The sequence below is a fragment of the Type-A symbiont of Plautia stali genome (genome assembly GCF_059731155.1).
The window spans coordinates 2,105,709-2,119,964 of the sequence record NZ_AP035891.1; the positions used below are offsets into that span (position 1 = coordinate 2,105,709).

Sequence of the window (14,256 nt, forward strand, 5' to 3'; positions counted from 1 at the left end):
CGTTACAGGTGCGGGCGCAGTGAGGCACTGCCGAGCGCCGGAATGTCGAGGTGCACGTCAACGTGATCGCCCTGAAATACGTGCGTCAGCACCGTGGCGCTGAGCAGCGCCTGCGGACCGAGCGGCGCCAGCTGCACATTTTCCGGACGCACATACACATCGAGCCGGTCGCCGACGCTGGCCTGCACCCGTTTGGCCGGCAGGCGCAGCGTGTTGCCGCCCAGCTCCAGCAGCGCACTGGTGTCACGGCCGGCGTAGCGGCCCGGCAGAATATTCACGTCACCGACGAAGCCGGCGACAAACGGATCCTGCGGGCGGCGATAGATCTCATCCGGCGGACCAATCTGGCGCACGTGCCCGGCCGACATCACTACCACGCGGTCGCTCATGCTCAGCGCTTCGCCCTGATCGTGCGTGACAAAGACCGTGGTTACGCCGAGTTTGCGCTGAATCGCTTTCAGCTCGACCTGCATGGATAAACGCAAATTTTTGTCCAGCGCGGAGAACGGCTCATCCAGCAGCAACACTTTGGGACGAATCACCAGCGCGCGCGCCAGCGCCACGCGCTGCTGCTGACCGCCGGACAGTTCACGCGGCTTGCGCTGGCCATAACCCGCCAGCTTCACCAGCGCCAGCGCCTGCCCGACCCGCTCGGCGATTTCCGCTTTCGGCACGCCGCGCATACGCAAGCCGTAGCCAACGTTTTTCTCCACCGTCATGTGCGGAAACAGCGCGTAGTTCTGGAACACGATGCCGATCTCGCGCTGATAGGGCGGGATTTCTGTTACCAGTTCGCCATCGATAAAAATCTCACCGCCGTCGGCTTCGGCAAAGCCGGCCATCAGGTTCAGCAGCGTGGTTTTGCCGCAGCCGGACGGGCCGAGCAGCGTAATGAACTCACCTTCGTGGATGGTGAGAGAAATTTTATGCAGCGCGATGGCATCACCAAAGCGCTTCAGGACGCCATCCAGCTGCACCGCCACGTTGGCCTTATGCGGCGCCGATGACAGCGGCTGCGGAAACGGGGTTACTTCTGCACTGACCATACAATCTCCGGATTCGGACGGGGTGGCTCGTCGCGGGTTCATTCGCACATCCAGGTCGCCAGCCGGCGTAACAGGCTGTCACAGGCGTCCAGCTGTGCGAGGATGATAAATTCGTCGGGCTTATGGCCCTGCTCCATACTGCCGGAACCGCATACCACGCAGGGGATGCCGGCGGCGGCAAACAGTCCGCCTTCAGTGCCAAACGCCACGGTGCTGAAGCTGTCGCTGCCGCTCAGCCGGGCAATCAGCTGTGCCGCGGCACTGTGCGCAGCGGTATCCAGCCCTGGATAGGCGCTGAGCGGCGAGAAGCGGATGGCGCTGACGGGCTGCACCGCGCGCATCTGCGGCTCCAGCGTCTGCTGCGCATAAGCCACCAGCTCCTCTGTCACCTGCTGTGCATCATCCTGCGGCAGTGTGCGCACTTCGAAATCAAAACTGCACGCGTCAGACACGATATTCAGCGCGCGTCCGCCGTGGATGACCCCGGTTTGCACGGTGGTAAACGGCGGATCTAAGCGCGCATCCTGTCGATCCGGCGCCGCCAGACGTTCACCGATGACGGTTAAGCGCTGGATCAGCTTCGCGGCGTATTCAATAGCATTTACGCCCTGCGGCGCGTACGCCGAGTGGCAGGCCGCGCCCTGCACTTCGCAGCGCATCGCCAGTTTGCCTTTATGGCCCAGCACCGGACGCAATTCTGTCGGCTCGCCAATCAGGCAGATCGCAGGTCGATCGCTGCGCTGCGCCAGCGCCTCAACCAGCGAGCGCACGCCGAGGCAACCCACCTCTTCGTCATAGGAGATAGCCAGATGCAGCGGCTGACGCAGCGGCTGGGCGAGAAAATGCGGCATGGCGGCCAGCATGCAGGCGAGGAAGCCTTTCATGTCTGCCGTGCCGCGTCCGTACAGCTTGCCGTCACGTTCGGTCAGCGCAAACGGCGGCACCGTCCACGTCTGGCCATCAACCGGCACCACATCGCTGTGGCCCGATAGCATCACCCCGCCACTGCCGGCTGGCCCGAGCCGCGCATAGAGATTGGCCTTGCTGCGTTCAGCGTTGTGGATCAGTTCACACGCCACGCCCAGCCCGCTGAGGTAGCGCCAGCAGAACGAGCAGGTTACGACTGGTCAACATCGCGTCTCCTCGCGCTTATTCATCGCCCGGCACGCCGTAACGGGGTGCCAGCGTGGGATTGAGCGCGCGCGTCAGGTAATCCTGCATCTGCGGCTGATAGGCCAGCCACAGCTGATTAAGTTCCGCGATGGGATCGCCCTCTGTCCAGTCAACGCGCAGATCAACCAGCGGCCAAGACGGTTCGCCCACCACTGCCAGCGCCGCCGAATGAACCGGCCCGGCTTCGCCTCCGGCGGCCATCCCGGCGTGCATGGCCGCGATTAACCGTCCGGCCAGTTCGCCCGGCTGCTGTGTAAACGCGCTGACCATCGCCGCAATCACGTCGGGATTCGCCAGCAAATTACCGGCCGCCACGCAGTCGCTGCCGCACAGCGCGTGATTCACCCCCTGCGTGTGCGTTCCGCTAAAGCAGGCACTGCTGCCGTCGGCCGCCAGCACCGTGAGCTGGCGATAATCAAAAAAGTCATCGCTGGCAAGGCCGCTCTGCAGCGCCTGCTGCGCCGTCTCGCCCTGACTCAGCCGATCAAGGATGCGCGGCCCCAGCGCCGGCAGCGTGATGTTCTGCGTGGAGACCGCGCCGACGCCGGCGCGCAGCCACGGACAGCGTGCGCCGACCGCAATACTCGACGAGCTGACCGCGATGCCCAGCAGGCCGGTTTGCGCGCAGCGTCCAACAATCGATAACGTCATGGTGCGGCGCTCCTTATTGCGACTGCCAGTCGTCGGGGATCACCGCAATCACGTCAATCTCCATCAGCCACTGCGGCTGGCCCAGCCCCGAGATCACCAGACCGGTGGAGATGGGAAACACGCCTTTCAGCCACTTGCCGACCACCTGATACACCGGCTCGCGATAGCGTGGGTCGATGATGTAGGTGGTGGTTTTCACGATGTGCGACAGGTCGCTGCCCGCTTCTTCGAGCAGTTACTTCACGTTTTTCATCGCCTGTTCGGCCTGCGCTGCCGGATCGCCCAGTCCCACCAGGTTGCCTTCGAAGTCAGTGCCTATCTGGCCACGCACGTAAACGGTTTTGCCGGCGCGCACGGCCTGACACAGGTCGTTGTCCAGCGACTGATTAGGATAGGTATCTTTAGTGTTGAATTTGCGGATGCGGGGATGGGTGCTCATGGTGCCTGCCAGCGTTTAATTGGTTTCCGCAAGGTATACCGGGCTTAGCGCAGCAGGGAAAACAGCATTAACTGAGGTGTTGCTTTTAAAAATCCGAAGGAGTGCGGCAGGCCTGCTGGCCCGCCGATGAGTGATTAATGCGCAGCCTTATTTAGCCGCATAAACCGCATAACAAAATGCTTTGCGCGCGCCCAGTTTGGCTGACAGGCGTGCAGCGGCTTCGCGCATCAACACGCCTAACTCTTCATCTTTGCGATTCAGCGTCAGACGCGAAACCGGGCCGGTCAGCGCCAGCGCAGCGGTCAGCCGGTCATTTTCGGCAAATACCGGTACGGCAAAGGCAGCGATGTGCGGATCGCGCGCGCCTGAGCTGAATATCGGCAGCGACGGCAGCGCATCGAAGAGATTTTCATTCATGCCCCAGAAACGCAGCACCTTACTGATGGCTGAGTTATCGAGCGGAAAAATCGTCCCCGGCAGACGCGTATGACGCAGGCCATCAGACGATTCAGCACGAAACAGGCACAGACGCTGGCCGTTATCCAGAACGTACCAGCTGGCGCTCTCGTTGGTCGCCGTTGCCAGCGCCTGCAATTCCGGCTGCACCACGCTGGCCAGATGGAATGATTGCTCGTAAAGCTTGCCGAGGTATAACAGACGCGGGCCGAGCGTGTAGACACCGCTATCACTGCGCACCACATAGCCCATCCTTTCCAGCGAGTTCATCAGGCGATAGACAGTGGTTTTGTGGTAGCCGGAAAGCTGCGACAGCGCGGTCAGCGACAGGCTCTCTTCGCCGGGCTTAAAACAATCCAGCAGGGACAACGCCTTCTCCACCGCATTAACGCCTTCATTTCCCATTTTTTCCTCCTGATTTGTGCCGCCCTGAGTATACCTGAAAACTGTGAGTCACATTGTGTTTACATCACAAACACCTTCGTAACACTGGCATGCTGCGACAGACCGTCGATATAGTTGTTTTATATTGTACAATATTGCTGTACAAAGTACAGCAAACCACGAGGTGAATTATGTCTGTCTCTGCAAATAACCTGATCAACCGCAACATCGAGCGCGTCAGCGCTCTGTCCGTCAGCCAGGCCGCCGCATTCCAGGCGGCGATTCTGGCCGATGTCGCCGCAGATGAAAGTCGCCGGGCCGGCCATCACGGTGGAAGTCCGTCCGGGCGATAACCTGGCGATTCACGCGGCGCTGGCTATCGCCCAGCCGGGTGATGTGCTGGTGGTGGACGGCAAAGGCGACATCAGTTGCGCGCTGCTGGGTGAAATCATGGCTACCCAGGCCGAAGCGTCTGGCATCGCCGGCATCATCATTGATGGCGCGGTGCGTGATGCTGACGCCCTCGCTCAGGGCAGCTATCCGGTGTTTGCTGCCGGCCTCAACCCGAGCGGCCCAACCAAAAGTATTCCCGGACGGGTTAACCATCCGGTGTCGGTGGCCGGTGCGTCAATTGAGCCGGGCGACCTGGTCGTCGGCGATGCCGATGGCGTGGTGGTGATCGCGAAACAGGATGTGGAACGCATCATTGCCCTGGCGGCGAAGAAGCTGGACGCCGAAACGCGCCGCATCGCGGGTATTAAGCAGTGCGATTTACGTCCGGGTTGGCTGGAAGGTGCCCTGCGCGCGGCCGGTATGTTAGCGGAAGGAGAATCTCTGTAATGAGCAACGTAAAAACTATCCTCATTACCGGCAGCGACCTGGCTGCTGAAGCCGTCGAGCTGCTGCAGGACTATCAGCTGATTTATGCCGGACGCCAGCCGCAGGAAGCCGATTTGATCGCGCTGTGCGAGCGCCATAATCCTCAGGCGATCATTGTGCGCTACGGCAAAATCAACGGGCGCATCATGGACGCCGCGCCGGCGCTGTGCGTGATCTCCAAGCACGGCAGCGGTATTGACGTTATCGATCAGCAGGCGGCGGCGGAACGCCAGATTGCGGTCCGCGCAGCAGTGGGCGCAAATGCCGCCGCCGTGTCGGAGCATGCCTGGGCGCTGATCCTCGCCTATGCTAAATCCGTGCCGCAGCTGGACCGCCGGATGCGCGACGGACACTGGGATAAAGCGCAGCATAAATCGCTGGAGCTTGAAGGACGCACGCTCGGCCTGGTCGTCTGGGTGCCATCGGCAGCCGCGTGGCGCGCATCGGTCAGGCCTTCGATATGCAGGTGCTGGCCTACGATCCCTATGCGCAAACCTTGCCGGCTGGCTGTGAAGCGGTTGAATCACTGGATGAGCTGTACAGCCGTGCCGATGTGGTGTCGCTGCACTGTCCGCTGACGGACAGCAATCACCAGATGATCAACGCGGCCGCTCTCGCCCATTTTAAGCTTGGCGCTATTCTGGTCAACACCGCGCGCGGCGGACTGATTGACGATCAGGCCGTGGCGACCGCGCTGCAAAACGGCACGCTGCGTGCCGCCGGGCTGGACAGCTTCACCAGCGAGCCGCTGACTGCACCGCATCTGTGGCAGTCGCTCAACAACGTGATTATTACGCCGCACATTGGCGGCGTAAGCGACAATGCCTACGTGCGCATGGGCACCGGCGCCGCGCGCAACGCGTTGCAGGTTCTGCAGGAGCAGGAGGCAGTGTCATGACCGTGCTCACCGTACCGGAGGTGCGCGAGTTAACGCTGTTTTCGCGCCTGCCGGAAGCGTTTCGCCGGCCGGACGCCGGCAATGTCTGGGCTGCCGCCAATCGCGGCGGCCAGCTTACCGACTCCTTTCTCGAAGGCCCGGTGTGGCATCCCTCCGGCTGTCTGTATGTGACCGACATTCCCTATGGCCGCATCTTTCGCGTTGATATGAGCGGCAACTGGGAGCTGGTAGTGCAATATGACGGTGAGCCCAACGGCATGAAGCTGACCGATCCGGACACGCTGATCATCACCGATTACCGTAACGGCCTGATGAAGCTGTCAATCAGCAGCGCAACCCTCACGCCGTGGCTGACGCGGCGTAACAGCGAAAGCTTTCGCGGCGTAAACGATTTAACCCCCGACAGCCGCGGCAATCTCTATTTCACCGATCAGGGCCAGACCGGGCTGCACGATGCCAGCGGACGCGTCTATCGGCTCAGTCCGGATGGCCTGCTGGACCTGCTGCAGGATAACTGCCCAAGCCCGAACGGACTGGTTCTGTCTCCGGATGAGAAAATCCTCTACGTGGCGATGACGCGCGGCAACTGCGTGTGGCGCGTGCCGCTGCTGGCGGATGGTTCGGTGAGCATAGTTGGACTGTTCTTTACCTCGCACGGACCCAGCGGGCCGGACGGGCTGACCATCAATCAGCGCGGCGAACTGCTGATCGCCAATCCTGGCCTGGGGCGCGTCTGGCGTCTTAACGATCTGGCTGAATCCGGAAGAGATTCTGCTCAGTCCGCTGGGCCGCTCAACCACCAACCTGTGCTTCGGCGGGGCCGACCTTAACCAGCTGTTTATCACCGAATCGGTCAGTGGCAGCATCCTGACCTGCAGCCAGAACACGCCAAGCCGCGTATTGCCGGCCATCGATACCTCGTTTCTCTGACTACAACTCTGCGTCATCCGAACGCACCGGAGATTACTATGACCCTGCACTCAACATCCAGCCCTGCGCCGGCTCAACCGGCTGCAGTGCCACCCCGCCATGAAACGCTCAGCGAACAGGATTTCCAGGACAGTGAGCAGGCGGCTGCCAAAGCCTTTCGTCGCATTCTGCCGTTTATCTTTATTTGTTACGTGGTCAGCTACCTTGACCGCACCAACGTCAGCTTTGCCGCGCTGGGCATGAACGCCGATCTCGGCATCACCGCCGAACAGTTTGGCTTCGGCGCAGGCATGTTTTTTATCGGCTATTTCCTGTTTGAAATTCCCAGCAACCTGATCATGCAAAAAGTGGGTGCGCGCATCTGGATCGCGCGCATCATGATTTCGTGGGGATTGATTTCGATGGCGACCGCGTTCATCAGCGGCCCCGTCAGCTTTGCCATTGCGCGCTTCTGTCTCGGCGTAGCAGAGGCCGACTTTACCCCCGGCATCTATCTGTTCTACCTACTGGTTCCTTGGCAGCTGGCGCGCCAGAATCACCGCCGCGTTCCTAGTCGGCATTCGGGTGGCCAATATCATCGGCTCACCGATTTCCGGCGCGCTGATGCAGATCACCGGCCATGAGCATATCCGTAACTGGCAGTGGCTGCTGTTGATTGAAGGCTTACCGGCGGTGATCCTCGGCGTCATGTGCCTGTTTTTGCTGAGCGACCGGCCGGAGAAAGCGCGCTGGCTGGCGCCGCGTGAACAGCAGTTGCTGAGCCGCCGACTGGCCAATGAGCAGCAGCAAATCGCGGCAACGCACGGTTCCCAGATGCGCGACGCGCTGCGCAATCCGCTGCTGTATCTGCTGGCGTTTATTAACTTTTGCGGCATTGTCGGATCGATCGGCGTGGGACTGTGGATGCCGCAGATCATCAAACAGCTCGGCGTGAGCCATACGGCAACCGGCTTTCTTGCCGCGCTGTCCTATGTCTGCGGTGCCGTGAGCATGCTGTTGTGGGCGCGCTGAGCGATGCGCCGGTGATCAAAATGCTGGCGCTGTGCTGCACCGTCAGCGGTATTCTGGCGTTTCAGGCCTCGTTTGGGCGCTGCCTTCCGGCTTTTTGACCGGCAATGCCGCGGCAGGCGGCTTAGCCATGATTGTCTCGATTGGTAATCTCGGCGGCTTCTTCGGCCCGTCACTGATCGGCTATGTGCGTCAGTCTACCGGCGGCTTTATGTGGGCGCTGCTGGCGGTGGCAGCAGTCCTGATGATTGGCGCACTGGCGGTCGCCATGGTGAAAGATCCGTGGCGCCAGCGCAGCGCTGAGAAGAGATAATAACGCCGCGTTTCCCGGTGTGCCTGAGGCGCATCGGGAAACGGATGTTATAAAGGATGAAAACAGGATAACGGCAGAAGTGATGAGCCTGATGCGTACCCTCCCTGGCACAGGCTCATGAGATTATTTCCCGGTGCTGGCCACCGGCTGTTCCGCTTCAACGTGCAGCTTTTTGCTGCGTCCCATCAGCAATACCGCAATCCCGCCCGCCGCGCACAGCAGCGCCAGAGGAATCATCGCCATCGCATGACTGCCGGTTTTCTCATTGATGATGCCGTAAACGTTAACCATCAGCCCGCCACCAATCAGGTTGGCCATCGCGCCGATAGCAGCCAGACCGGCAGCTGCGGTGGTAGAGGACATCCAGCCCGAGGCCAGCGCCCAGAACGGCCCTTTTATCGAGTAGGCACCAATCAGCACCAGTGACAGAATCACCACGCTGCCCGCCAGCGTATCGGTCAGGAAGGTCGCCAGCAGTCCACCGGCAATCAGGAACAGCGTCAGCGCGGTGTGCCAGCGACGCTCACCGCTGCGGTCAGAGCTGCGGCCCCAGACAATCATCAGAATGGATGCCAGACCGTACGGGATCGCATTCATCAAACCGGTGGTGAAGTTATCCAGGCCAAATGATTTCAGCAGCTGCGGTGACCAGACGCTCAGCGTCGAACCCGCTGCCGACGCGCCGGCGTAAATCAGCGCCATCACCCAGATATGCTTGTGGCGCAGCAGCTGCCACAGCGTGATATGACCAATCGCTTTACGCTGTGCATTCTCTTCAGCCAGTTTGCCGCTCAGCCAGTTGCGCTGTTCGCTGGTCAGCCAGTCGGCATTTTCCGGACGGTTGCTGAGCAGGAAGAAAGCCAGCACGCCCAGCACAATCGCCGGGAACCCTTCGATGATAAACAGCCAGTGCCAGCCGCGCAGGCCGAACCAGCCGTCCATCGTCAGGATTGCGCCCGAGATCGGCGAGCCAATAAAGTTGGCTGCCGGGATCGCTACCATGAAGGTCGCAATCACACGCGCGCGGTATTTCGCCGGAATCCAGTAAGTCAGATAAAGAATCACGCCGGGAAAGAAGCCGGCTTCGGCGGCACCCAGCAGAAAGCGCAGCACGTACAGCATTTCCGCACTGCTGACGAACGCGGTGCATACCGAGACAATGCCCCAGGTCACCATGATGCGCGAAATCCAGATTTTGGCGCCAATCTTCTGCATCGCGAGGTTGCTTGGCACCTCAAACAGAAAATAGCCAACAAAAAACAGGCTGCTTGCCAGGCCAAACACCGCTTTGCTCAGCCCGAGATCTTCATTCATTTGCAGGGACGCCATGCCGATGTTGCCGCGATCGATAATGGCGATCAGATAGCAGACGAGCAGGAACGGCAGAATGCGCCAGATGACGCGTTTTACGGTCTGCTGCTCAATATCGGGCACAGCGGCCGCGCGGGTTATCTTGTCAGACATAGGGTTCCTCACAGAGTCATGGCTTAACGCAAATCGGTCAGTGTTGTTGTATTATTCTGTACAATATGCGTGTACATAGTAAAACTATTATGTTTGGCCGCGCGACCCTGCGCAGAAAAATGTGTCCGGGCTGCGTGATTTGTCACAAAAAGGTAGCCAGTTGATTATGGATATGTGATGCAGCTGTCAGTTTCTGCTGCAGCTCTGGAAAATACCAGCATTCATTCCGCCAAGCGACAGTGGAATTACTTTGCAACATCTTGCCGTTTACCCGCTGCGTCATCTGCGGTATACCCATTGCCTCACCGCATAACGCGCTTATCAGGATGCAAAAATGTTCGCAAAGCACTATGACGTAGATGAAAGCCATATCGATTTCCAGGGCATGGTCGACGGGCTGTACTACCCGTTTTACATGGAGTGGACGCGCCACGCTTACATGCGTGAGGCGCTGGGTATCGACATTGAAGAAGAGTTCAGTCAGGGCAAGATTTACATGGTGCTGGAGTACACGCTGCGCTTCCGCAAGAGCCTGGTGAAAGGCGACAAGGTGGAAGTCACTTGCGCACTGGAGCAGAACGAGAAGCGCAATCGCGTTAACTTCGTGCAGCAAATCAAGGTCGGCGGCGTGGTGTATGCCGAGGCCACGTTTGTCGCCACCTGCCTCGCCAATGGGCGGCCGTCAATGCCGGAAGCGGTAACGCGCGCGCTCGGTCTGTAACGTTACATAATACGTGGCAGCAGCCTGCTTTATGCCTGCTGCCACTCTGCAACCAGCGTGTCCACCAGCTGTGCCGCCGGCAGCCCGCGCACCCGCGCCACGCCCTGACCCGCCCACTGCGCACCGAAGCCGTCCTCGCCGTGCGCCGCTGCCGCCGCCAGGGCTTTTCCCAGCGCATAGGTCAGCGGATAGTCGGGAATCTCCTCCGGCTTTACGTCATGGCACAATTCACAAAATGCGTTGCGCACGCAGCGCGCCTGACGCCCGGAGATCGCCGCCGTCATTACCGTGCCACGCTCGCCAGCCGCCAGCAGTGCGCGACGATAGGCCGCACTGGCCGCCGACTCCGGACATAGCACAAACGCCGTACCGAGCTGTACACCGCTGGCACCCAGTTTCATCATCGTCGCGATGCCGGCACCGTCCATCACACCGCCCGCTGCCACCACCGGCAGCGCGGTGTGCTGACGAATCGCCTGCACCAGCGCAACGGTCGAAAGCTGCTGGTCTGGCGCGCCTGAATCAAAATGGCCGCGATGGCCACCGGCTTCATAACCCTGCGCCACAATGATATCGATACCGCTGCGTGCAATTGCCCGCGCTTCCTGCGGACTGGTAGCCGTCGCCAGCGTTACAATGTCACGTTGCTTTAGCCGGGCGATGGCCCTGGCATCAGGAATGCCGAAATGGAAACTGACCGCCGCCGGCCGCGCCTGCTCCAGCACCGTTAGCATCGCTTCATTGTGCAAAAAGCTTTGATAAATCTCCGTTAGCGCTGGCGGCAGCGCCGTCTGGTACTGCGCAAACTGCGGACTGAACCGGCTGATCCACGCCGCCTCGCGCGCGGCATCCCGCCTTGCCGGCGCGTGACAAAATACGTTGACGTTGATCGGGCCACGCGTCAGAGCCTGGGTGTGGGCAATCATTTCTGCCGCCTGCTGCGGCGTCGCCGCGCCAACGCTAATCGATCCCAGCGCCCCAGCATTAGATACCGCTGCGGCCAGCTGCGGCGTGGCGACACCGGCCATCGGTGCCTGAATCAGCGGATACTGCAGTTTTAACAGCTGGCACAGCGCGGTCGTCATGGTGGTTTTTCTCCAACCCGTAACCGGGCGTTGATTGCGTCACGTCTCGAGGCATTAACATACATTTAACATGCATCTTTTAACAAGTCTGCTGGGCACTTTTCTCACCCGCACGCGCTGCGTTGATCACTTTTTCTCACATTTTTAATGCCACGGTCGATAATCAAAGTTGCATAGCAAAATCAGCTTTCAGCTTGCGCTGTAACAACATCAGGCAGGTAACACCATTACACACCTCACCTGCGCACATCGGTGCGTAGCGAGACAGCAGCCTGCGCCTGTGGCACGGCTGTAATGGACAACCGGGGAAATCATGCGGTGCCGTCCACTGGACGCGCCGAATGCGTTAGCACGCGCGCATCTGCGCCTGCATTTCGTTCAACAGCATACCAAGCGCCTGAGGTCTCTCATGTTCGGGGGGAAAAAATCGAGCCTTTCTCTGCCATTTGCCAAAAGTGGCGACATTGCTAAGGATATTGAAGCGATAAAGCAGCATGTTGCGTGGATTGAGTTTTCACCGGCCGGTGAAATCCTCAGCGCCAATGCGCAATTTTTGCAGGTCACCGGCTATCAGCTGCATGAAATTCAGGGACAGCATCACCGGATTTTCTGCAGCCCTGCCTACAGCCAGTCTTCCGACTATTACGCCTTCTGGCAAACGCTGGCCGCCGGCGAATCGGTGAACGGAATTTTTGAGCGTTTCAACAAGCAGCATCAGCGCTTCTGGCTCAGCGCGACCTATTTTCCGGTGAGCGATGAGCGCGGCAAAGTGTACAAAGTGATCAAGGTCGCGAGCGACATCACCGCGCGCCATCAGGAGCTGGAACATAAAGAGGCGGTGATAACGGCGCTGGACCGTTCGATGGCGGTGATTGAATTCACGCCGGACGGTCACATCATTACCGCCAACGCCAACTTCCTCACCCACATGGGCTATACCCTGCCAGCCATCACCGGCCAGCATCATCGCCTGTTCTGCTTCGACAATTTCTACCGCGAGAATCCGGACTTCTGGCGTAAAATCGGCAACAGTCAGCATTTTGTCGGTCGCTTTGAGCGTAAGACCGCCAGCGGCGAGCGCATCTGGCTGGAGGCGAGCTACAACCCGGTATTTGACGGCAACGGTAAGGTCTACAAAGTGATTAAGATCGCCTCGGATATCACCGCGCGCGTCGAGGCGGCGAAGCGCGTGGCGGATATCGCGCTGACCACCTCTGAGCAGACCTCACAAATTACCGATAACGCCAATGAAGTGCTGGATGAAACGGTGCGCAACTCCGGACTGGTAGCGCAGCAAGTGAATGCCGCCGCCGAAATTGGCGCGCAGCTCACCGCCTCGGCCAGGAGCATCAGCGACGTGGTGGAAACCATCAACCTGATTGCCTCGCAGACCAACATTCTGGCGCTGAATGCCGCCATCGAATCCGCACGCGCGGGCTAGGCCGGACGTGGCTTTAGCGTGGTGGCAGGTGAAGTGCGCCGCCTGACGGCCTCGACCGCCAGCGCCACCAAACAGATTTCCCGGGTCGTGGAGCAAAATGCCGACCTGATCCAGCAGATGTATCAGCAACTGGATGAGGTCAGGCAATTTGTGGTGACCGAACAGGAGAAGATCAGCGTGCTGTCGCGCAGCCTGCGGGAAATCAACAGCGGCGTGCACGAGTTTGTAAATGTCATTCACCGGCTGGATGTGTGACAGCTTACGCGGGAGCGCTGGCTCCCGCGCGAGTAGCTAAAATTAATCAGCAAGGCCAGCACGGTCAGCGCGTAATGATAAAGTTTATCGCGCCTGTGCAGACGTTCATAAACCAGACAGCCGACCATAAACCAAGCATAGTGAATAAAACCGAATTTTGAATTCACATCGATTAATAACGGATGGCCGAGTGATTTCAATACCGATGAGGCGGAAAGTAATAACATCGGCACAATCAGCGCCGGCAGACAATATTTACGTCCGAAGGTAAAATAAACCGCGCCAATAATCAGATAAAAACAGCGCTTCAACATAGAGAGACCAGAACGATTCGGCCATGAAGCGGAATTCAATTCCGGTAAGTTGCGTCAGCGTCTCAGGATTGATAAATATCAGGCCGGGCAGCAGGTTGCTGCTTTCCGGTGTCATCAGCGACCACTCCGGAAAAAAGCCGCCGGCAACGTACAGCAGCAGACTGGCTATCAGCATTGCCGGAAACAGGCGCAGCCAGCGTTTTTTGAGAAAGCTGAGGTAGCCGGACGATTTATCCAGCGTCATAAATATGACAAAGCCGGAGATCATAAAAAACAACTGCACGCCAACCCAGCCAAATGCCAGCAGCGGAATATGCTGGGTAGTGGCGGCATACGGCAACAGTTCGGGCCAGCGGGCATAGGCGTGATAAGCAATCACCAGCAGGATCGCTAATCCGCGCATGCCATCAAGATGCGTGATACGTGGTTGCATAAGTGGCCTCTGGAAAGAGGAGCAGATGAGTTTCATCAAATTAACACTGACAAAGATTTACACTCAACCAGAATATTCCTAGATAGCGCGTCGTCAATTAAATATGAAACTCTCTTCATCCTGAACGTTAAATCACGCCCTGATAAATTATGGCTGTAATATATTTATCGTCATCATCATGAAATAAACACTAAGCTGTTAGCGCAACGGGAAAAGTATACCGGCATTCGCCGTATTGCACTGGCGCAAACGCAGCGGCAGGGCCTTTTATTAACAGACCTTATGCAGATCTGATTGCGCCACGGCATAGTCGGGCACTTGGCCGAATATGCAATCTATTTTTGCCGCTCCGCTCACGCTTTTTTT

Annotated in this window: 9 protein-coding genes and 7 pseudogenes; 7 read left to right on the forward strand and 9 right to left on the reverse strand. The window is 59.0% G+C overall.

Features of this window, described 5'->3' with window-relative positions:
* Positions 1-2: 2 nt before the first annotated feature.
* The 5 genes and pseudogenes from AC6I8M_RS11310 to AC6I8M_RS11330 all read right to left on the reverse strand — a co-directional run bounded on the left by AC6I8M_RS11310 (position 3) and on the right by AC6I8M_RS11330 (position 4,170).
* Positions 3-1,046 carry an ABC transporter ATP-binding protein gene (locus tag AC6I8M_RS11310; protein WP_010615589.1) on the reverse strand — a complete coding sequence of 348 codons (1,044 nt, stop codon included), beginning with the start codon at positions 1,044-1,046 and terminating at the stop codon, positions 3-5.
* 38 nt (positions 1,047-1,084) lie between these two features.
* Positions 1,085-2,143: pseudogene (argE, locus tag AC6I8M_RS11315) on the reverse strand (acetylornithine deacetylase); the annotation flags it as partial.
* A gap of 52 nt (positions 2,144-2,195) precedes the next feature.
* Entirely contained in the window at positions 2,196-2,870 is a 675-nt protein-coding gene (locus tag AC6I8M_RS11320) for a DUF1028 domain-containing protein (RefSeq protein WP_498013381.1), read from the reverse strand.
* Positions 2,871-2,883: 13 nt separating this feature from the next.
* Positions 2,884-3,309, reverse strand: a pseudogene (locus AC6I8M_RS11325) (RidA family protein).
* Between the two features lie 147 nt (positions 3,310-3,456).
* Positions 3,457-4,170 (reverse strand): IclR family transcriptional regulator, encoded by a 714-nt coding sequence (locus tag AC6I8M_RS11330; RefSeq protein ID WP_010615594.1) that lies wholly within the window; start codon positions 4,168-4,170, stop codon positions 3,457-3,459.
* Between the two features lie 170 nt (positions 4,171-4,340).
* Here AC6I8M_RS11330 and AC6I8M_RS11335 point away from each other — a divergent pair.
* The 5 genes and pseudogenes from AC6I8M_RS11335 (at position 4,341) to AC6I8M_RS11355 (ending at position 8,177) form a co-directional block, all read left to right on the forward strand.
* A pseudogene (locus AC6I8M_RS11335) lies at positions 4,341-4,989 on the forward strand (RraA family protein).
* Positions 4,989-5,926, forward strand: a pseudogene (locus AC6I8M_RS11340) (hydroxyacid dehydrogenase). Before AC6I8M_RS11335 ends, AC6I8M_RS11340 begins: the two co-directional pseudogenes overlap by 1 nt.
* Positions 5,923-6,856: pseudogene (locus AC6I8M_RS11345) on the forward strand (SMP-30/gluconolactonase/LRE family protein). Before AC6I8M_RS11340 ends, AC6I8M_RS11345 begins: the two co-directional pseudogenes overlap by 4 nt.
* A gap of 38 nt (positions 6,857-6,894) precedes the next feature.
* Positions 6,895-7,867, forward strand: a pseudogene (locus tag AC6I8M_RS11350) (MFS transporter).
* A gap of 127 nt (positions 7,868-7,994) precedes the next feature.
* Entirely contained in the window at positions 7,995-8,177 is a 183-nt protein-coding gene (locus AC6I8M_RS11355) for a hypothetical protein (protein WP_022547287.1), read from the forward strand.
* A gap of 123 nt (positions 8,178-8,300) precedes the next feature.
* Here AC6I8M_RS11355 and AC6I8M_RS11360 read toward each other — a convergent pair whose 3' ends face one another.
* Positions 8,301-9,641: an MFS transporter gene (locus AC6I8M_RS11360; RefSeq protein ID WP_498013382.1), complete on the reverse strand. Its 1,341-nt coding sequence runs from the start codon at positions 9,639-9,641 to the stop codon at positions 8,301-8,303.
* A 334-nt stretch (positions 9,642-9,975) separates the two neighbouring features.
* On the opposite strand from AC6I8M_RS11360, the gene AC6I8M_RS11365 reads away from it, so the two are divergent.
* A complete protein-coding gene (locus AC6I8M_RS11365) occupies positions 9,976-10,362 on the forward strand; it encodes an acyl-CoA thioesterase (RefSeq protein WP_498013383.1) in 387 nt (128 codons plus the stop codon).
* 29 nt (positions 10,363-10,391) lie between these two features.
* On the opposite strand, the gene AC6I8M_RS11370 is transcribed toward AC6I8M_RS11365, so the two are convergent.
* Positions 10,392-11,447: an NAD(P)H-dependent flavin oxidoreductase gene (locus AC6I8M_RS11370; protein WP_010618175.1), complete on the reverse strand. Its 1,056-nt coding sequence runs from the start codon at positions 11,445-11,447 to the stop codon at positions 10,392-10,394.
* A gap of 409 nt (positions 11,448-11,856) precedes the next feature.
* On the opposite strand from AC6I8M_RS11370, the pseudogene AC6I8M_RS11375 reads away from it, so the two are divergent.
* A pseudogene (locus AC6I8M_RS11375) lies at positions 11,857-13,143 on the forward strand (methyl-accepting chemotaxis protein).
* On the opposite strand, the gene AC6I8M_RS11380 reads toward AC6I8M_RS11375, so the two are convergent.
* Together AC6I8M_RS11380 and AC6I8M_RS11385 are read right to left on the reverse strand one after the other, a co-directional pair.
* A complete protein-coding gene (locus tag AC6I8M_RS11380) occupies positions 13,125-13,376 on the reverse strand; it encodes a hypothetical protein (protein WP_498013384.1) in 252 nt (83 codons plus the stop codon). The pseudogene AC6I8M_RS11375 and the gene AC6I8M_RS11380 sit on opposite strands and share 19 nt — an antisense overlap.
* Before the next feature lie 22 nt (positions 13,377-13,398).
* Complete coding sequence (locus AC6I8M_RS11385; RefSeq protein ID WP_498013385.1) at positions 13,399-13,890, reverse strand: acyltransferase family protein; 492 nt, start codon at positions 13,888-13,890, stop codon at positions 13,399-13,401.
* Between the last annotated feature and the right edge of the window lie 366 nt (positions 13,891-14,256).